This is a genomic window from Gemmatimonadota bacterium (assembly GCA_016719105.1).
GTDB lineage: Bacteria > Gemmatimonadota > Gemmatimonadetes > Gemmatimonadales > Gemmatimonadaceae > SCN-70-22.
In genome coordinates, this window is record JADKAQ010000011.1 from 1 (window position 1) to 18,999 (window position 18,999).

The following is an 18,999-nucleotide window of genomic DNA, read 5'->3' on the forward strand; positions in this document are numbered from 1 at the left end:
GTTCACCAGCAAGGGACGCGGGCGGGCGTCGCTCGCCATCGAGCATTCGGGTCTAGCTGGCAAGGAGGAGGCCGACCTGGTGCGCATGTCTTGGAGCGAGCGCCTGGATCGGCTGGGAGAAATGCTCGCCACCGAGTGACAAGGCGAGTGACAAGCGCGTGACGCGCGGTAGAATCCACCCCATGATGGAACCCTTGAACGTTGCCCTCGTGGGGTATGGATTCGCCGGCCGGGTGTTTCACGCGCCGCTCATCGCCGCGGTCGAAGGCCTGCGGTTGCACACCATCGTGTCGAGCCAGGGCTCGCTCGTGCGCGAGCAGTGGCCCGACGTGCGGGTGGTTCCGTCGCTGGCCGAGGCGTTGGCCGACCGGGGCATCGACCTGGTGGTGCTCGCCACGCCTAACGCGGTACACGCCGAGCAGGCGCATGCGGCGCTCGATGCCGGCAAGCATGTCGTGGTGGACAAGCCGTTCACCGTGACCGTCGCGGAAGCCGAGAGTGTCGTCGCGCACGCCGAGCGTGTCGGGCGCGTGCTGTCGGTGTTTCTGGCGGCGGTGGGACGACTTCCTGACGGTTCGAAGTTGATCGCCGATGGGGCGTTAGGCGAGGTGACGTACTTCCGAGAGTCGCGCTTTGACCGGAGTACAGACCGGTCGTTCGCGACCGGTGGCGTGAGCGCGCCGGGGCTGGGGCGGGGCTCTGGTATGATCTGGGGCCGCATCTGGTGGATCAGGCGTTGCAGCTCTTTGGGCCGCCGACGGAGCTGATGGCCGACCTCGCGATCCAGCGTGAGGGGGCGCAGGTGGATGACTACTTCCATGTGGTGATGCGGTATCCCCGGCTCCGGGTGGTATTGCACGCGTCGATGCTGGTGGCGGCGAACGACTTGCGGTTCGCGGTGCATGGGACGCGGGGGAGCTACATCAAGTTTGGGGGGGATACGCAGGAGGAGGCGTTGAGGGCGGGGGGCGTGCCTGGGGGGGAGGGGTGGGGGGTGGATGGGAGGCGGGGGGTGTTGACGGTGATGGACACGGAGACAGCGGTACGGCGGGAGGTGGTGTCGGAACGGGGAGATTGGCGGCGGCTTTACGACGGGGTGCGGGATGCGGTTGCTGCTTTGGCGGTACGAATCCGATCCGGGCTCCCGAAGCACTGATGGTGATGCAGGTCGTAGAAGCAGGGGAGCGTAGTGCGCAGGGGCGGCGCTATGTGCTGGTACGGCGGTGAGGGGCGGCGTGGGCCTTAGGTGGGCTCCCTGCGCCGGTCCGCGTCTCCCGCCCCCTCGCCCCTAACATCGCCGTCTTCTGTTCAGACGCTGAAGCCGAGCATCTTCGCGACGTTTCGCTGCTGCGTGTCGAGGGTCAGGAAGGTGACCCCGCGGGGATCGCTGACCAGGTAGAGCGCGCAGGCAAGATGCCAGCAGTCTGCGCCGCGCACGTACCCCACCTCGAGGACGCGCTGGATCTCTTCGGTGAGCGGACGGGAGGGGGAAATCCACTGGAAATCCAGCAGCTCGACGCCCTCGTGTGGGATTTTCTCACGCTGCAGCGCGCTTCGCACCTCGGCGTCGAGGAGCGCTGACGCGTACAGCTGATCGAAGGCGGAGAGGCGCTCACCCAGCTTGGCGGCACCACGCTCGCCGAGCGCGATGGCGACGACGCATGAGCTATCGACGATGGCGACGTTCACTCTCGTTCCGTGAGGAAGCGCTTGAGGGCTCCGGGGCGACGGACGATCGTGCGAAGTGTGATCGCAGTTCGAGGTCTCCGAACGGCAGGGGTGACTTCCCCTCGCGCCGCCATTTCGGCGAGGCGTTCCTCCAGCGTCTGCCGTCGGGGGAGCTTCTCGATCGGGCGCAATTCCGCCGCCGGTTCGCCGTGGACCGTGATGACGATGGTCCGTCCCTCACGTACCTGCCGCACCAGCGCCGAGAGCTTCGCCTTGGCGTCGTAGAGGGAGTACTCGTCTCGCATGCTTGAACGTATTCTGGTCAGACTAGTCAGTCAACGGTTGGTGCGCGACTCCTGAATCGGCCGCACGGTCCTTCCACCGCTCCTTCATGATCCTGACCGTTTCGTTTCCTTCCCGATCTCTACTGCGCAGTCGCCGCGAGCCACGGCGCATCGGTCGAGTCGTTCGCGCGGCGAGGTGGCGTGGATTGGCCGTTGCGTTCGTGCGGGGGGCGTCAGGTGGACGCGGCTATCCGGCGCGAAGCCGCGCCGGAGCACCACCGTTCCTGCGCGGCTCTGCGGGGGAGAAGGTTCGGTGGGGAGGGGCGATACCCTTCGAACGACGACGGCGGTCGCCGCCACAACCTGCAGCGCGCCACGGAATGCGACGCGTTCGACCTACGCGCTCGCGGCGGAGCTTTCAAGCGTGCTTCGACGGGAGCTTCCGGCGCTACCGGCCGTTGGCGGCTGGGGGGCCCTACGCCACTGCCGCCGCATACGTCTGGAACAGGTCCCCCGGCAACGGATGCTGCAATCGCCACGTCACCGCCATCGGCAACTCACCCTGATGGCTGACGTACGTCGCAGGGCCGAGGAAGTGAAACGCACGCTCGGCCGTGTTCGGCCTCCCGAAGAGCAGTACGTGACTCCCCATCGCGACATGGTTCCGATATCGCTTTCCCGTCGGGCTACCTTCTCGCGTCCCGGACTGACTCTCCCAGTGCACCAAGTCGCGGCTGATGGCAAAGTCCCGGTACCGCGTGGTCGGTGAGAACTGACCGCTGGTCTTGTCGAGCGTGAATACGAAGAGGTCGGCCTTGATCGCGTTGGCGTACCGAACGCCCTCGCGCCACTCAGCCGGCTCCACACTGTCGTTCACTCCGCACGCGCATAGGATCTCCTGGCGCGTGTAGCGCGCTCGCACACGCATCGGTACGTCGGCGAGTTGGTCGAGCGCAGGCGACAGGTGTTGGATGTTCGTCGCGAGGACGTCGAAGAGTTCGACGAGCTCGGCGCACACCTGCCGGTGCAACCACAGGAGCTGTGCCGCTCCCTCGAGCGTGGTCTCGCCATCCGCGATTTGATCGAACAGCTGGACGAGCAACATCAAGAGTAGTCGACGTTCGCGAGCGGACAGTAAGGCGGTATTCGGCGCATCAGCACTCGCGAGCCACGCGCGCCACGTATTCAGGCGTTCCGCGTCATCGACGTGCAGCATCCGGCCAACGGCACGACGCAGCTGCGCCTCGTGCGTTCCTGCTGGTAGGACGACGAGCCCGGCTTCGTGACGGAGATCCGACCAACCCCGCGGGTCGCGATACAGGTCATCCAGCTCATAGCCCGACCTGGTCAGGAACTCGCCCAGGGCGATGCCGGGATGCTCGACGTCGAGCGCTCGCAACTCCGCGGCCTTCGCTGCCCAGAGCCTCGGCACCGAACCCTTGACGTTGTCGAGCACACGGTCGCGTGCCACACGATCGAGCTCCATGTGGCAACCGGCCGGGAGGAATGGAAATCCCCGCTCGACTTGCTGTATGACCGACGCGCGACTCCCCCCGAGCAGTGCCTGGAAACGTCGATCGTACCGGAACTCCCTGCGATGCTGGCCGACGAAATCGAGCACGATGCAGATTGACTTGCCCTCGCTCTTTCGCAGTCCGCGCCCAAGCTGCTGCAGGAACAACAGGGGACTGTCCGTCGGACGGAGCATCAGGAGCGCGTCCACCGAGGGAACGTCGACCCCTTCGTTGAAGAGATCGACGGAGAAGACGACGTTAATCCGTCCCGCCGCGAGCTCCGTGAGGGCCTTGACCCTCTCATCGTCAGGCGTGTCTGCCCAAACAGCGACAGCCGCAACGCCGTTCTCCTTGAAGACGCGGGCCATGTAGCGCGCATGCGCGACGCTCACGCAAAACCCAAGCGCGCGGACCCGGCCATGGTCTCCGACATGCTCTGCAAACTCCTTCAGGACGCGTCGCGCCCACACGTCAGTCGCGGTGATGAGTTTCGTCACTCCTCCGACGTCGTATCCAGTTCCGCGTCGCCAAGGAATGTCCCGAAGATCGAGCTCGTCCGCGACGCCGTAGTACGCGAACGGCGTCAAGCGGTGCTGGTCGATCGCGTCCCACAGCCGAAGCTCCGCCGCGATACGCTCGTCGAACCAGTGCAGGATCGAGAGGCCATCGCTGCGTTCCGGCGTCGCCGTGAGCCCGAGCAGCTCGCGTGGCTGGACATGTGCGAGCAAGCGGGTGTAGGACGCGGCCGCCGCGTGGTGGAACTCATCGACGATGACCACATCGAAGTGATCGGCGCTCAGCGATTCCAATCCGGATGCACTGATCGATTGGATCGACGCGAAGACGTGATCGAAGCGGGTGGGGCGCTTCCCGCCCACCCACGACTCGCCGAAGCTCGCGTCGCGCAGCACGTGCGCGAAGGTCTGACGGCTCTGCTCGAGGATCTCCTCGCGATGCGCAAGGAAGAGCAATCGCGCACGTGGGAGCCGCGAGCGTAGGCGCGCGTAGTCAACCGCCGCCATCACGGTCTTTCCCGTCCCCGTCGCCGCAACGAGGAGGTTGCGGTGGTGCCCCTGCTGCCGAGCAAGCTCGATCTGCTCGAGGAGGCGTTCCTGGAACGGCCAGAGGCGAACCTCGATCGGGCTAAGCGTGAGCACCGACGACTTCGCACGGGTTGCCTGTACGACCTCCGCGAATCGGCCGTGATCGAACGGTTCAAACTCCTGCTGCTGCCAGTAGCTCTCGAACACCGCAGAGATCTTCTCAATCACCGCGCGATTGCGCGCCTCGGAGACGCGCACGTTCCATTCGAGGCCGCTGACCTGCGCCGAGTGGGTGAGATTGGAGGAACCCACGTACGCGGTGGAGAAGCCGGACTCCCGGTGAAAGAGCCATGCCTTGGCGTGGAGGCGGGTCCCGGTCGTGTCGTACGAGACGCGAACGTCTGCGCCGAGCTTGCGCAGGAGCTCGAGAGCCTCAGCCTCCGTGGATCCCGTGTAGACCGTGGTCAGAACACGGAGTGGTCGACCGTTCTCGACGTGGCGCTGGAGGCGTTCACGGAACGGGACGATTCCACTGCGCCTGATGAAAGCCATCACCACGTCAATGCGGTCCGCTGATCCCACCTCTGCGAGGACCTGACTCCCGACATGTGGTTCGCCGGGGGCGTTAGTGAGAAGCGTCGTATCGAGGAGCGGGATCAGCGGGACGTCGATTGTGGCCGGTCCGCCGTCAGGAAGACGGCCGCGTATCGCTCGCAACAGCTGTGGCGGTTCGATCGGTCGCTCGGCAATCAGTCCGCCGGCGTTTGACTCCGTGACAACCTGCTCGATGAGTCGCCGGGCGATAGCGACGCCGACCTTCGCGCGCTCCCGCTCTGGAAACGCCTCGATCGCGCGCTCGACGACTGAGGCCAGGTGCAGCGCAATTCGGTCCGCAGCTTCGGCATTGCGCAGGTCTTCACACTCAGCGTCGCCGTTCGGGTCGGAGCCAGCGAGGCGTTCGGCGAGGAGGTCCGTTAGGACCATCTCGTAGAGGCCGCGAGGTAGTGAGGGCATGCGGCCAGGGTAGCGTGGGCGAATCGATGTGCGCAAGAGTGTGGCGTGGACGCCGTGGCAGGCACGTCGCGACGCACGATCCTGCCAATCTTCAGCACGTGCACAAGTCGTGGCACACCTCGTCGTCCTCGAGTGGCGGGTGGCTTCGAGAACCCCCGCGTCCTGGTCTCCCTCGGCTGGAAGCCTGCTCTACCCGCCCACCACCCCCCGCAACAATTCCTCCCCCAGCACGATCGCCCTGAGGAAGGCCGCAACCGGCAGCACGGGAATCACCCCATCGCGCTCCGCCACCTCGGCGTCGGTGACGGCGATGAGGCGAGCCTCGGGGAATTCATCGTGGAACGCCAGGAGTCCACGCCGGTCGGCGGGACGCATGGTGCGACCGCGCTTCATCTCCACGGCCACCGGCTCGTCGGCGGTCTCCACCACGAAGTCGACTTCCAACCCCGCCGTCGTGCGCCAGGTCCACAGGCAGGCATCACGAGTCACGCTGCACCACGCCGCGAGATGCTGGTAGACCAACCCCTCACGTGCTGCACCCGACGCTTCGGGCAGTGTGCGCGCGATCTCGGATGGGCGCAGCGCCATCGCCAGTCCGCAATCGGCAAAGTACAGTTTGGTGCGGCGGCCAGCGCGTACGGACGCGGACAGAACTCGCCTCAAGCAGCTCGAGCCAATCAGGACCGTGCTCTTCTTGACGTTGGCCAGCTGCGCCAGCGCCGTCGGGCTTAAGACACTTCCGTGCGATAAGGCCAACTGCTCGAGCGCGCGCGCGAACGCTTCGATCTGCCGAATGCGCGCCTCGGCGCGCACCTCGTCGAAGACGGCAACGGTGGCGTAGTCGGCCAGCGCCCGTTCGGGATCGTCGACGGTCCAGACGATGGGGAGCAGTCCGATCCGCTGAGCAGTTCCCACGGAGAACGCCTCCCCCAACTCGGCGGCGATGAACGACGGCATCACGCTTCGTCCGGCGCGTCCGCCCAGCAGGTTCACCCCGGCGCGATGCAGCGCGCGTGCGCTCGACCCGGTGAGGAGAAAGCCGCGCGCGGGTTCACGATCCAGGCGCTGGTGCACGACATCGAGAAACGCCGGGACCCGTGGGATCTCATCGATGACGACCCACTGCGACGGGTGGGAGGCGTCGAGCATCCCATGCAGGCGCTCCGGCTCAGCGCCCAGGGCGCGCGCCAGCGGGCCTGGTCCGACGGGCGAGGACGAGCGCGTCGGGGAGGCATTGGCGGGCATAGGTGGACTTGCCGGTTCCGCGGGGCCCGAAGAGAAACGTGCTCCGGGTCGGCGGGGGAAGGCGCCGGACGATGGGAGGTACTGGCGGGATGAGCGGTGCCATTCCTGATTACGGACGGTGATTCCGTCCAAATCGAGCCGAATTGGACGGTTTGTCCGGCCATAACGGGCCCGCGCTTCCTTTCATCCGTTTCCGGTTCCCATCGCGCCTCTCGCCCGAGACAGCACGCATCCCTCGGGGCGCTTCCAGGCGATGACGTCGGCATACCGCGCGCGCCGCGCACGCTACCGTGGCGAGTCCCGCGGCGCCCGCATGACGCCCGCAGCTGCCGCATCACGGCGCCATTGAAACAGTCACCTCCTTCTAGGCACGCCCGTGCAATCCACGCGACTCTTCGGTCGGCTTCTCCTGCTGGCGCTCGTCGCCGCCCTTCCTCGGCCCACCGCGGCGCAGTCGGCCGAGTCGGGGACGCTGCAGCTCCCGGGCGCCGCGCTGCCGTATGTGGTGGAAGGCCGGGGTACGCCGTGCCTCGTGTACGGCTCGTCGGTCTACTATCCGCGAACGTTTTCGCCGCGCTTCAAGTCCGCCCTGCGCTGTGTGCACCTGACGGAGCGTGGCTTCGTGCCGGGGGCGACGCGGCGCGACGGCGTGCCGTTCGGCATCGACGAAGCCGTGCACGACATCGAGCTCGCACGCCGGCAGCTGGGGATGGAGCGCTTCGTGCTCGTCGGGCACTCGATCCACGGCCTCGTCGCGCTCGCCTATGCGGCGCGGTACCCGCAGCACGTCTCGCACGTCGTCGCGATCGGCTCACCACCAACGATCCCGCTCCCGGCCGATAGCGCGAACGCCTATCGCGCGCGCAGCCTCACGCCGGGGCGCCAGGCGCAGCATGCGCGCAACCTGCGCGCGCTCGATTCGCTCGTCGCGGCACACCCGAGACGCCAGGCGATCGCGATGTACGTGGCCAATGCGGCACTCTACTGGGCCGACTCGACGTACGACGCGACGCCGCTGTGGAAGGGGATGGTGATGAACGACACCCTCACCGCCGACCTGCAAGGCGGGTCGTTCACCTGGGACAGCGCGAGGACACCGGTATCGGTCCCGGCGTTCGTTGCCGTGGGGCGTCACGACTACGTGGTCACGCCCAACCTGTGGAGCGGCGCCCGCGTCCCCTTCCGCTCGGTCACGGTGCGCGTGTTCGAGCGAGCGGGTCACACGGCGCAACTCGAGGAGTCCTCGGCATTCGACGAGCAGCTTCTGGCCTTCCTCGCGGGACGCGGCTGACGCACGCGCCGCACGCGACCACCCACCACTCGGCAATCCGGACCGGGAGGGCGCGCGGCTACGGTGTCGCGCCGAACCGCTGCCACACCGACGCCGCATCGGCCATCGTCACCACCGTCCACCCGTCCGCCGCAAGGCGTGCCCACTCCTCGTGGGTCGGGTAGGAGTAGTAGGTGCCGCCAGGCTGCGCGGTGGTCGCGAGGGCGTCCCCCCGCAGCACGCGCTGCGCCGCCTTGCCTAACGCGTCCACCCCTGGGCCATAGAGCTGGGCGATGTGCCAAAAGAGCGATCGCGAACGATCGACTGGCGTGCGCGTGGTCGCCACGATCGGCCCGGTATCGATGGTTCCGTCGGCGATGTAGTGCACGGTGCACCCGATCTCGGTGTCACCATTCGCCAGCGCCCTGAAGGTCGCCAGCACCCCCCGATACGCGGGGAGCAGCCCGGAGTGCAGGTTGAGCACGCCGAGCGGCGGGATGGCGAGAAAGGCGGACTTGAAGATCGCGCCGTAGCGGATTGAGACGACGAGATCGGGGGCCAGCGCGCGCACCCAGGCGAGCCCCTCCTCGTTGTTGGGATTGGGGAGCGCGGTGACCGGGATGCCGCGGCGCGTGGTCAGCTCGCGGTAGGTCAGCAGGCGCGTGCCGTCGTCGGGGAGGTTGGCCCGTTCAACGAGCGGGAACAACAGCTCGAGCGGAATGTGCTGCTCGGCCTGGCGCAGTTCGCGTCGTTGGGGTGGTTCGACGGTGTCCGTACCGGCTTTGCCGACGCGCTGGGTGAGGGCGATGGAGACGTCGTGCCCCGCCAGCGCCGGGAGGAGGCGGTTGATGGCGAGGCAGGAGAAGAGGTCGGCGTTGAGGCAGGCGAGGATGCGCATGGCTGCAACGTAGCGACTACCGGCGATCCGCCGGTGCGCCCATCACGCCCGTTAGGCGCCCCGCCTCAGTTCCAGTTCACGATCGGCAACCACCGCCGCCCCTTGGGATTGTCCCGCACGATGTTCACCACCCCCACCTGCACCCCGTGCAGGCTCCGCGCGTAGTTCACGATCCCGATCGTGAGCCCGCGCTGCGTCCCCTGGATGTAGTTGAACGACGAGACGCCAACCCCCCGCAGCGTCCCCCCCTCGATCACCCGCACCGTCCCGCCGGCCAGCATCAGGCCGTGCAGCTGCTCCCCTCCGACCCCAAGCCCGCCGATCGAGACCCCCTCGATCCGCGACGCCCCCACCCCTACCCCCCCGATGCTCAGGTACTTGAGCGTCCCGCCGCTACCGACCCCGGCGCCGCCGATGAAGATCCCGGTCAGGTCGCCACCGCCGCCCACCCCCACCCCGCCAATCCCGATCCCCGAGAAGTTGCCGCCAAGCCCCGCGCCGATCCCGCCGATCAGGACCCCCTTTCCGCCGCTGCCAGCCGCTACCCCCAGCCCGCCGACCATGAGCCCGGCGACCTCGCCGCCGCTCCCGACGCCCAGGCCGCCGACCGCGATGCCGCGCACGTTGCCGGCGGCGCCGATCCCCAGGCCACCGATGCCGAGCCCGCGAATATCGCCGCCGGCCCCGGCACCGAGCCCGCCGATGACGGCACCGCGAATGTCGCCCGCCACTCCGGCGCCGGCACCACCGACGATGATGCCTCGGCCATCCCCGCCGGCACCGGCGCCGAGTCCGCCGATGATGAGCCCGCGCAGGTCGCCACCGGTCCCGGCACCGAGCCCCCCGATCATGATGCCGCCGATCCGCTCGCCGGCCCCAAGCCCGAGGAGGCCGACGCCGATGCCGACGAGTTCACCGGTGGCCGAGATGCCGCCGCCCACCTGGATTCCGTGCACATCCCGCCCGCCGGTAAGCGGGAGGCCGATGGCGAGGCCGGTAATGTCCCCGCCCCACCCTGCTTGGGATCCCAAATAGTCGCGTTGATCCCGATCGCTCGGCGGAGTCGGGTGTCGCGGAAGTTGAGCCGGAGCCCGGTCCACTCGCGTGAGTCCCCGATGCTGATCCCGGTCTTGTTGGCGCCGATGTTGAGGGCGCGATCCCCCGTCCCGCGTGGACGTCCACCGCTGGTGGAGTCGGCCTCCTGACTCAGGACGATGCGGGGCGAGAGGGCCAGGATGGTCGCGGCGGCCGCGATGGCGGCGGCGGCGATCAGGAGGGCGGGGCGCGAGCGGAGGCTCTTCATATAGACGCGAGGCTGGGGCGGAGCGGTGTATGCGAGCCTACGACGCCGAGGCTGTCGTTGGTTTCAGGGCCCGATTTCATCCAGAATCCCTCGCATCAACGGCTTTTCATGCATCTATTTGCATCGGGGGAAATGCTCGAAACCGGATTGGACCGGCTGCTGTTCACCCTCTGTGGTCCTGAAGACCCCGCATGCTCCCGCGGCGGGTTCGAACGTGTCGTGGGCAAGGTTGGAGGCAAGACAGCATGGCGGCAGGCGATGTAGCACCCCCGCTCCCCTCCGGGGCGTGCATGAAGTCCCGCAGTCACAACCGGCGATGGTGACGACCCGAGTCCCCCAGTGGCTTCGGCAGGCGCTGGTATTCTCCGGGGCCTGGCACGTGATCCTCGGCGTCGCCATGGTCATCGCGCCGGGGGCCTTCTTTGCCCTGGCCCGCATCGCCCCGCTGAACTACCTCCCGGTCTGGCAGGGGGTCGGCGTGATGACGGCGGTGATGGGGTGGCCTACGCGATCGCCGCCCGCAACCCGCCGCGCTACTGGCCGGTGATCATGATCGGCTTCATCCCCAGGTCCTGGGGCCGATCGGCTACGCGGTGAGCCTGGTGCGCGGCACCCTCCCGCGCGCCTTCGGGACGCTGGTGATCATCCACGACCTGGTCTGGCTGGCCCCGTTCGCGATGCTGCTCTGGCTGGCAGTGCGTGACAATGCGGCGGGGGAGTACCCGCGCTCGACGTTCCGCGGGACGACGCGCGACGCGATGGCGAACGCGATCACGGACCTCGGCGAATCGCTCTTGCAACTGTCGGAGAGCGCACCGCGCCTGGTGATTTTCCTGCGCCACAGCGGGTGTATCTTCTGTCGGGAGACGCTGGGCGACCTGCGGAAGCTGCAATCGGGGATCGAGGCGAAGGGAGTGCGACTGGTCCTGGTGCACATGGGGATGCCTGACGAGGGCGAGGAGCTGGCCGAGCGGTACGGGCTGCGGAACGTGGACATGATCGGCGACCCGCTGCGCGAACTCTATCAGGCATTCCAGCTCCCGCAGGGGACGTTCGTGCAGCTCTTTGGCCCGAAGGTGGCGCTGCGCGGCTTCGTGGCCACGCTCAAGGGGCACATGCAGGGCTTCTTCCACGGCGACGCGTTGCAGCTCCCGGGCGCCTTTGTCGTCTCGCGCGGGGCAATCCTGCGGGCGCACCGGCACGAGCACGTGGGCGACCATCCGGACTACATCGCCCTCGCCACCGGCGAGTGCGACCTGCCCACTCGCGGCAGTTCCGCGGCCTGAGCGACCATGCCACCAACGGAGACGCTCTGGTTCGTGCTGGGCGACCAGCTCGACCCGCGCTTCTCCGTCTTTCGTCGCCACTTCGACAAGCAGCGCGACGTGGTGCTGATGGCCGAGGTGTCGGACGAATCGCGCCACGTCGCGAGCCACAAGCAGCGGACGGCGCTCTTCCTGAGCGCGATGCGCCACTACGCCGAGCGCCTGCGCGAGCGGCAGGTGACGGTGCGCTACACGCGGCTCGACGACGCGGGCAACGCGGGGACGCTGGCGGGCGAGCTGCGCAAGGCGATCGACGCCGTGGGGCCGGCGCGCCTGGCGATCACGCGCCCGGGGGAGTGGCGCGTGCACGGATGATCGAGCGCATCGCCGCGCAGCGCGGGCTTCCGCTGGTGGTGCACGAGGACCCGCACTTCCTGCTCACGCCGGCCGAGTTCAGCGCCTGGGCCAACGGGCGTTCGGAGCTGGTGATGGAGCACTTCTACCGGATGATGCGGCGGAAGTACAACGTCCTCGTGGCAGCTGACGGGAAGCCGGAGGGCGGGGAGTGGAACTTCGACGCCGAGAACCGCAAGAAGTTCAAGGGCAACCGCGCGACGCTCCCGCCGCGGCTCACGCACGCCCCCGACGCCATCACGACGGCGGTGCTGCGCACGGTCGACGCGACGCTGCGCGACCTCCCCGGCGACACCGCGACGTTCAACTGGCCGGTGACGCGCGAGCAGGCGGTGGCCGAGCTGCACGACTTCATGCAGGCACCGCCTGCGCCACTTCGGTGACTACCAGGACGCGATGGTCACGGGCGAACCGTGGCTGTACCACTCGCTCCTCTCGGCGCCGATGAACCTCAAGCTGCTCAACCCACGCGAGATCGTGCCGCTGGCGGTGGAGGCGTATCGGCGTGGCGCGGCGCCGCTGAATGCAGTGGAGGGGTTCGTGCGGCAGGTGATGGGGTGGCGCGAGTTCATCCGCGGGGTGTACTGGGCACGAGGGGCCGGACTACGCCGAGCGCAATGCGCTCAACCAGCGCCGAGCGCTCCTGCGTTCTACTGGACGGGGAGACGGAGATGCACTGCCTGCGCGAGAGCATCGGCGAGGTGCTGCGCCACGGCTTTGGCCACCACATCCAGCGGCTGATGGTAACCGGCAACTTCGCGATGATGGCCGGTGCGGACCCGCGGGCGGTGAGCGACTGGTACCTGGGGATGTACGTGGACGCCGTGGACTGGGTGACGCTGCCCAACACGTTAGGCATGTCGCAGCACGCGGACGGCGGGGTGGTAGGGACCAAGCCGTATGCGGCGAGCGGGCGCTACATCGAGAAGATGGGCGACTACTGTGCGGGGTGCCGCTTTGAGCCGGGGACACGCGTGGGAGAGAGCGCGTGCCCGTTCACGACCTTCTACTGGGACTTCCTCATTCGTCACGAGGCGAGGTTCGCGTCCAACCGGCGCATGGCGCTGCCGCTCAAGCACGTGAGCGCCATGACCGACGCGGAGACGCGGGGGATCGCGCAGTGGGCGGAGGTGGTGCGGGGGCGGTTGGGGATGCGGTCACCCCGTCGTGGGCCAGGCGGTCGGGTGCGCGGGAGAGAGTGCGGGGTGCGCCGCGCCGGAGGGGCGACGCCCGAAGCGTCACGCAAACGCGACGCGGAGAAGACACAGCACACGCTGAATCGTGACACGCGATGATGGTATTGGGGTGATCGCTTTCCTCGAACCCACGTGAGGCACGAGATGCTGCGCAGGACCTCCTCCCTACTCTTCGCCAGTTCACTCCTGGTCGCCGCCGGTTGCAATGCCGACCGGGGCACCGCGCTCCCGGTCGATGACGTGACGCCGTTGGCCGGCCAGCTCGCGGCCTCCGGCGCAGGCTTCATCACGTCGCAACCGGCGCAGGCCGAGGTGCTCGTCCCTGGCGCCGAGATGTGGCCAATCATCAGCGTGGGCGACCCGATTCCCGGGACCAACGACACGTGGGCGCCCACCCCCGACGGCCTTGGGGCGTACTTCGAGAAGGGCGTGCTCAATGTCTACACGGCGCACGAGCTCTCCAGCTCGGGCGTGCGGTCGAGCAACGGTGGCCCGACGATCGCCTACGCGCGCGTGTCGAAGCTGGCGATCGACCCGCGCACGCGTTCGGTGCTGGGCGGATCGTACGTCGAGGATGGCAGCTCGCAGCTGCAGCGCCTCTGCTCGGCCACGTGGGTCGATGGCGCGGAAGGGATGCCGACCGGCTACTTCATGGCCGGCGAGGAGACGTTGGGGACGCCGAACGGGTCGGTCGTGTCCGCCTGGGACAAGCAGGGGAACAAGACGCCGCTCCCGCACCTCGGGGCCTTCGCGCACGAGAACCAGATTATCGTCCCCGGCTTCAAGAACAAGGTGGTGGGAGTCGGGCTCGACGATGCCGGCGGCCAGTCCGAGCTGTACCTGTACGTGGCCGACAGCGAGCAGGGCTTCATCCAGGGACGGGGAAGCTCTACGTCTTCAAGACAGACGTGAAGTCGACGGCCGGGACGCCGCTGCACAGCGGCAACATGGTGGACGGGCAGCGGATTCCTGGGTACTTCGTCGAGGTGACCGACCCGGCCGACCTGTCGACGCCGCCGGCGCAGCGCGCCGCGAACCTGCAGAACAAGGTGGATGCGTTAGGCGCGATGCCGTTCGTGCGCATCGAGGATGGCGACTATGACAAGAACTCGCCCAACACCCCGGCGATCTACTTCGTGGACACGGGGAACTCGTCGATTCGCGGCCGTACACAGGTTGGCGCCGACTGCTTCGGCGTGTGCGACCTGGCCGGATCGCTGTACCGGCTGCAGTTCGAACGCAACGACCCCACGCGCGCCGCGCTGATCCTGATGGAGCGCTCGAAGGGAGCCGCCAGCGGGTGGGCTTCGCCGGACAACATCGCCACGACGCAGCGCAGCATCAGAGACCCAGGAAGACCCGGCCTACGACGGCTTTGACGGGTCGCGTCCGCCAGCGATCTGAACCTGGAAGCCCGTCAACGACGGGAAGCAGGCGATCAACCCGCGCAAGGTGGTGCAGGCGACGCAGGAGACGCTGATCCCGGGCCCTGGCGGCAAGTGCGTCGATGCGCAGGGGTTGTGCTGGGAAGTGACTGGCATCATCAGCACCGAGAAGTCGATGGGGAGGTAGGGCCCCGGCTCTTCGTTGTGCAGGCGCACACGCTCCCCTTCTCGGTGACGACGAACGGGGTGACGAGCCAGTACCCGGGCGGAGAACGGGCAGCCGCCTTCCTGCGCTTGCCGGGAGCTGATGATTGAACGCTGCGCGGTAGGCGCGCATGGGGTGGTTACCGACGGCCCACCGAAAGGTGCGGGCCGTCGTAAGTCGTCAGGTGCGCGACGGGTCGTTCCGTTGCGCCCACACCCGCGCCCGCAGTACGCTTGAAGGGGTCCCCCGCGATCGTCGCCATCACGACCGGCACACCACGCTTCTCGTCGTCGACGACGAGCGCCAGGATCAGGCGCGCGGTGGCGCACGCGCTGGAACCGCCAACGGCACGGTGAGCGAAGCGGCGACCGGGCGCGAGGCGTTGACGCTGGCCGCAGCCGAGTCACCCGCGCTGGTCGCTCGACCTCGGGCTTCCCGACACGGACGGGACCGACGTCTGTCGCGAACTGCGCACGTGGAGCGACGCGCTGATCCTGAACCTCACGGCGCGGCACGACGACCAGGCGACGATCGCGGCGCTCGATGCGGGAGCGGATGACTATGTGAAGAAACCCTTTCGCCCCCGCGCCGCAGGCGCGCGTGCGAGCGCCGCTGCGACGCGCGCTACGCTCCAACGGGCCGGAACAGGACGGACGGTGATCGAGGCCGGCGCACTGCGCATCGACATCGCGGGCGCGCACCGTGGATCGGGGCGGCGAGCGCGTGCACTCACGCCGACGGAGTTCGACCTCTTGGCCACGCTCGCCCGAACGCCGGTCGCGTCCTGACGCACGGATTCCTGTTCACGACGGTGCGGAAGGGACGGGTCTGGGCGACGACAGGCGCACCTGCGCGTGCACGTGGCGCACTTCCTGCGCCGCAAGCTGGAGGACGACCCGGTGCGGGCCGCGGCACCTGCAGACGGAGCTCGGGTGGATATCGCTTCGTGACCGACTGAGGAGCGCCGACGCGTGCCGGAGCGATCCTCAGCGCAGCGCAACGCACGCGACCGCGGGCCATCGCACTCCCCGCGGTCACGAGACGTGCGACGCGTTCGTCCGTACGTGTGGCCGCCGCTGCTCACGGTGGTCATCGCCGCGCTGATCCCCCTTTCCCGCGAGCGGCCTCGAGGATCCGCACATCACGCCCGCGCTCCTGCTGGTGGTCCTGGTCGCCGCCGCCGATGGTGGGCGCGGCGTAGGCTGTTCTCGGCAGCAACGCCTTCCTCGGCTTCTAACTGGTTCTTCCCTCCCGCCGTGCCGGGACGCTGGTCATTGCGACCGGCTCGACTGGTTCGTCCTGCCCGCCTTCCTCGGGACGAGAGTGGTGGCGTCGACCTCTTCCATCAGGCATCGGGAGGCCGACGAGGCGCGAGCGAACCGCGGAGATGACGACGTTGGCCACGCTCGGCGCCGAGGTGATGACGGCGCCGCGCGCCGAGGGGCGCTGAGCATGGTGGCGCACACGACGCGCGAGGCGCTGGGTGGCAGGTGCTGGTGGACTGTGCTGCGCGATGGGCGATGGGCCGCGCGACCGGTACGACCGGAGTCGGCGACGGCGACCGCGGAGCTACCGTCATCCGCGACGCTCCCGCGGGGGAGGGTGCCACGGATGTCGAGCCAGTGTGGCTCGAGCGCTCGACCGCGGGCGCGTGGCAGTGCTGGACGGCGGGGTGGTGCGCGTGATCGCCAGTGAGGCGTCATCGCTGCGCGAGGCGCTGCAGGGAGAACGGGCGCTGCGACTCTCATCCCGCCAGCGCCGGGGCGCGCCTGACGCGGTGTACTGACGTGGAGGATGCTGGCGGACTCGCCCACACCGATCCGCGGGAGCGGTGGCTGGCCGCGCTGGCGTACTACGCGGCGTTAGGCGTGGAGCGCGCGGAACGAACGGACGACCGGAGCGGCCGGAAGCCATGCGACGAGAGCGCATGCGCACGGCAATGCCAGCATCGGTGTCGCACGACCTGCGCACCCCGCTCACGACGATCAAGGCGCTGGCGCACGAACTGGGATCGCTGGGCGACGAGCGCCCGAGGTGATCGAGCAGAGGCGGATCGGCTCACCGCCGGTCGTGGCCGATGGACGGTTTCGACACTGTCCCGACCGGCGAGCGGACGCTTTCCGATGGACGCCGACGATTGTCCCGGTCGATGAGCTGGTGAGCGCCGTGTTGCAGCAGGTGAAGGGGAGTTGACGCCCGGCCGATCCGCGTGCAGCTCGCCGAGCGACGACGCCTTCCGCTGGGCGCTTTGACCTGACGTACCCGGCGCGCATCCCAGTGAACCTGCTGGAAAACGCCTGCAAGTACGCACGGGTGAGACACCGGTCGACCTGACGGCAGCGACGGGGCGATGATGCGCATCTCCGTTGCCGATCGCGGTTCGGGCGTCCCGCCTGACGAGCGCGAGGAGCGGATCTTCGACGCTCCTGTATCAACCTGCGGCGGCACGACCGATGTGGGGAGCGCGGGCTCGGTCTGGCGATTGCCCGTGGACTGGCCGAGTCGCAGGGCGGGACGCTCACGTACGCGGAACGACGACAGTGGAGGTAGCGCCTTTACGCCTTCGCCCCGGCCGCGGAGTTGAGTGACATCGACGCGGGCACGGCGGCGGGGCGTAACCGACCGGGAACGGCCCCGCGCGGCTGCGCGCGCACCGCCGTGCATACGACCTCATGCGACCTTTAACGCCCTCCTCGGGCGTTTGGCGCGTTCTTCACCCCCAACGCGCATCGCTCAATTCGTACGGCGCTCCCGTCTCGGCCCCAGCGTCACGAGACTGTGCGAGCGCCCCCGCCGGAGGACTGTGCTCGACCTGGTGTACGCCGCTCACCATCGCCTCTTCGCACTCATGCTGCGGGTACATCACCGGTTGCGCGCGCCTTAAAGGTTCCAGCAACGCACGCGACGAGGAGCGGAAATCCCGCGACGCCGGACTCGGTGCTCGGGTTGCTCGTGTCGGTCGCGCTCTTGCTGTACCTGCTATACACGCTCCTGCGGCCGGAGAAGTTCTGACCATGACCACCAACGGTTGGCTGCAGATCGCCTTCTTTCGGCCGGCGTCTTGCTCGTCGCCAAACCAATGGGGATCTACCTCTTACGCAGGTACGACGGATTTCTGCGTTGGCTGGCGCCAGTGGAGCGCGCCATTCATCGCATCGCGGGTATCGACCCCAATGAGGACCAGCACTGACCGTGATGCCGCCGCGGGGTGCTGCTGTTCAGCGCCGCATCGATGCCGCTCACGTACATCGCACTGCGTCCGCAGGCGCTGCTCCCGCTCAACCTGCAGGACATCCGGGCGCTGCCGCCGCGTCAGGCGTTCGCCGAGACGGCGGCCTCGTTCACCACCAACACCAACTGGCAGTCGTACAGCGGCGAGTCGACTGTGTCGTACTCTGTCGCAGATGATGGGAGTTGGCCTTCCACAACTTCGTCTCTTCGGCGGTCGGGATGGGCGTCGCGGTCGCGCTGGTGCGCGGCATCCCCGACGCGGCGCCGGGAAGCTTTCCGGCAATTTCTGGGTCGATACGGTGCGCGGGACGCTTTACGTCCTGCTTCCGTTTTCGCTGGTGTTCGCCCTCCTGCTCGTGCAGCAGGGGGCGATCCAGAACTTCCGCCCGTACGTCGAACTCACGACGCTCGAGGGGGCCAAGCAGGTCCTCGCGATGGGGCCGGTGGCTACGCCAGGAGGCGATCATCAGATCGGCACGAACGGCGGCGGCTTCTTCAACGCCAACTCGGCGCATCCGTTCGAGAACCCGACGCCGTGGACCAACTTCTGGCAGATGCTGAGCATCTTCCTGATCCCCTCGGCGATGACGTACTACGTTGGGGCGGATGGTGAAGAACCAGCGCAACATGGAGGGGAAGGAGGTCCGATTCGGGATCGCCAACTCCGCCCTGTTTGCCACGGTCACCACCGACGCCTCGTGTGGCGCCGTGAACAGCATGCACGATTCGTTCACGCCGTTAGGCGGGTTGGTTCCGCTGGTGAACATGCAGCTTGGCGAGGTCGTCTTCGGCGGCGTAGGCGCCGGGCTGTACGGGATCCTGATGATGGTCGTGCTCACAGTCTTCATCGCCGGGCTGATGGTGGGGCGCACCCCAGAGTACCTGGAAGAAGATCCAGGCGCGTGAGGTGCAGATATGGCGATGCTTTCATGTCCTGGAGTGTTCCCGGCCGCGATCTCTGGTGACCACTGCGATCTCGGTCGTGAGCCCGATGGGGGGCTGGCCGGGCTCAACAACCAGGGGCCGCACGGCTTGTCGGAGATCCTGCACGCCTTCTCCAGCAC

Annotated in this window: 15 protein-coding genes and 4 pseudogenes; 12 read left to right on the top strand and 7 right to left on the bottom strand. The window is 68.1% G+C overall.

The genetic code is table 11. The features are described from left to right. Positions 1 to 182: 182 nt before the first annotated feature. Positions 183 to 1,227: pseudogene (locus tag IPN47_12890) on the top strand (oxidoreductase). Positions 1,228 to 1,308: 81 nt separating this feature from the next. Here IPN47_12890 and IPN47_12895 read toward each other — a convergent pair. The 4 genes from IPN47_12895 to IPN47_12910 all read right to left on the bottom strand — a co-directional run bounded on the left by IPN47_12895 (position 1,309) and on the right by IPN47_12910 (position 6,672). Continuing rightward, a complete protein-coding gene (locus IPN47_12895; GenBank protein MBK9408916.1) occupies positions 1,309 to 1,689 on the bottom strand; it encodes a PIN domain-containing protein in 381 nt (126 codons plus the stop codon). Continuing rightward, on the bottom strand, positions 1,686 to 1,973 hold the full coding sequence (locus IPN47_12900) for a type II toxin-antitoxin system Phd/YefM family antitoxin (protein MBK9408917.1): 288 nt from the start codon (positions 1,971 to 1,973) through the stop codon (positions 1,686 to 1,688). Before IPN47_12900 ends, IPN47_12895 begins: the two co-directional genes overlap by 4 nt. 454 nt (positions 1,974 to 2,427) lie before the next feature. Beyond that, the gene (locus IPN47_12905; GenBank protein ID MBK9408918.1) at positions 2,428 to 5,523 is read right to left on the bottom strand and encodes a DUF3427 domain-containing protein; all 3,096 of its coding nucleotides are present in this window, start codon (positions 5,521 to 5,523) and stop codon (positions 2,428 to 2,430) included. A 189-nt stretch (positions 5,524 to 5,712) separates the two neighbouring features. Next, positions 5,713 to 6,672, bottom strand: coding sequence for an ATP-binding protein (locus IPN47_12910; GenBank protein ID MBK9408919.1), 960 nt, complete (start codon positions 6,670 to 6,672; stop codon positions 5,713 to 5,715). A gap of 472 nt (positions 6,673 to 7,144) precedes the next feature. Here IPN47_12910 and IPN47_12915 point away from each other — a divergent pair, with 472 nt between their 5' ends. After that, a complete protein-coding gene (locus IPN47_12915; protein ID MBK9408920.1) occupies positions 7,145 to 8,059 on the top strand; it encodes an alpha/beta hydrolase in 915 nt (304 codons plus the stop codon). Positions 8,060 to 8,117: 58 nt separating this feature from the next. Here the strand turns inward: IPN47_12915 and IPN47_12920 are convergent, their stop codons facing one another. The 3 genes from IPN47_12920 to IPN47_12930 all read right to left on the bottom strand — a co-directional run bounded on the left by IPN47_12920 (position 8,118) and on the right by IPN47_12930 (position 10,239). Further along, complete coding sequence (locus IPN47_12920; protein MBK9408921.1) at positions 8,118 to 8,936, bottom strand: formyl transferase; 819 nt, start codon at positions 8,934 to 8,936, stop codon at positions 8,118 to 8,120. Between the two features lie 65 nt (positions 8,937 to 9,001). Further along, positions 9,002 to 9,892 (bottom strand): hypothetical protein, encoded by an 891-nt coding sequence (locus IPN47_12925; protein MBK9408922.1) that lies wholly within the window; start codon positions 9,890 to 9,892, stop codon positions 9,002 to 9,004. Then, complete coding sequence (locus tag IPN47_12930; protein MBK9408923.1) at positions 9,784 to 10,239, bottom strand: hypothetical protein; 456 nt, start codon at positions 10,237 to 10,239, stop codon at positions 9,784 to 9,786. The genes IPN47_12925 and IPN47_12930 overlap by 109 nt, the downstream gene beginning before the upstream one ends. A 316-nt stretch (positions 10,240 to 10,555) precedes the next feature. Here IPN47_12930 and IPN47_12935 point away from each other — a divergent pair, with 316 nt between their 5' ends. The 10 genes and pseudogenes from IPN47_12935 (at position 10,556) to IPN47_12980 (ending at position 18,999) form a co-directional block, all read left to right on the top strand. Beyond that, the gene (locus tag IPN47_12935) at positions 10,556 to 10,786 is read left to right on the top strand and encodes a hypothetical protein (GenBank protein ID MBK9408924.1); all 231 of its coding nucleotides are present in this window, start codon (positions 10,556 to 10,558) and stop codon (positions 10,784 to 10,786) included. Between the two features lie 55 nt (positions 10,787 to 10,841). Further along, positions 10,842 to 11,525 (top strand): redoxin domain-containing protein, encoded by a 684-nt coding sequence (locus IPN47_12940; GenBank protein MBK9408925.1) that lies wholly within the window; start codon positions 10,842 to 10,844, stop codon positions 11,523 to 11,525. 6 nt (positions 11,526 to 11,531) lie between these two features. Then, a pseudogene (locus IPN47_12945) lies at positions 11,532 to 13,213 on the top strand (cryptochrome/photolyase family protein). A gap of 45 nt (positions 13,214 to 13,258) precedes the next feature. After that, the gene (locus IPN47_12950) at positions 13,259 to 14,026 is read left to right on the top strand and encodes a hypothetical protein (protein ID MBK9408926.1); all 768 of its coding nucleotides are present in this window, start codon (positions 13,259 to 13,261) and stop codon (positions 14,024 to 14,026) included. Next, positions 14,023 to 14,493, top strand: coding sequence for a hypothetical protein (locus IPN47_12955; protein ID MBK9408927.1), 471 nt, complete (start codon positions 14,023 to 14,025; stop codon positions 14,491 to 14,493). The genes IPN47_12950 and IPN47_12955 overlap by 4 nt, the downstream gene beginning before the upstream one ends. A 630-nt stretch (positions 14,494 to 15,123) precedes the next feature. Next, positions 15,124 to 15,492: pseudogene (locus IPN47_12960) on the top strand (response regulator transcription factor). An 836-nt stretch (positions 15,493 to 16,328) separates the two neighbouring features. Continuing rightward, positions 16,329 to 16,490, top strand: coding sequence for a hypothetical protein (locus IPN47_12965; GenBank protein MBK9408928.1), 162 nt, complete (start codon positions 16,329 to 16,331; stop codon positions 16,488 to 16,490). 141 nt (positions 16,491 to 16,631) lie between these two features. After that, on the top strand, positions 16,632 to 16,742 hold the full coding sequence (locus IPN47_12970) for a hypothetical protein (protein MBK9408929.1): 111 nt from the start codon (positions 16,632 to 16,634) through the stop codon (positions 16,740 to 16,742). Positions 16,743 to 17,482: 740 nt separating this feature from the next. Beyond that, on the top strand, positions 17,483 to 17,716 hold the full coding sequence (gene kdpF / locus IPN47_12975) for a K(+)-transporting ATPase subunit F (protein ID MBK9408930.1): 234 nt from the start codon (positions 17,483 to 17,485) through the stop codon (positions 17,714 to 17,716). A gap of 2 nt (positions 17,717 to 17,718) precedes the next feature. Further along, positions 17,719 to 18,999 (top strand): annotated as a pseudogene (locus IPN47_12980) (potassium-transporting ATPase subunit KdpA).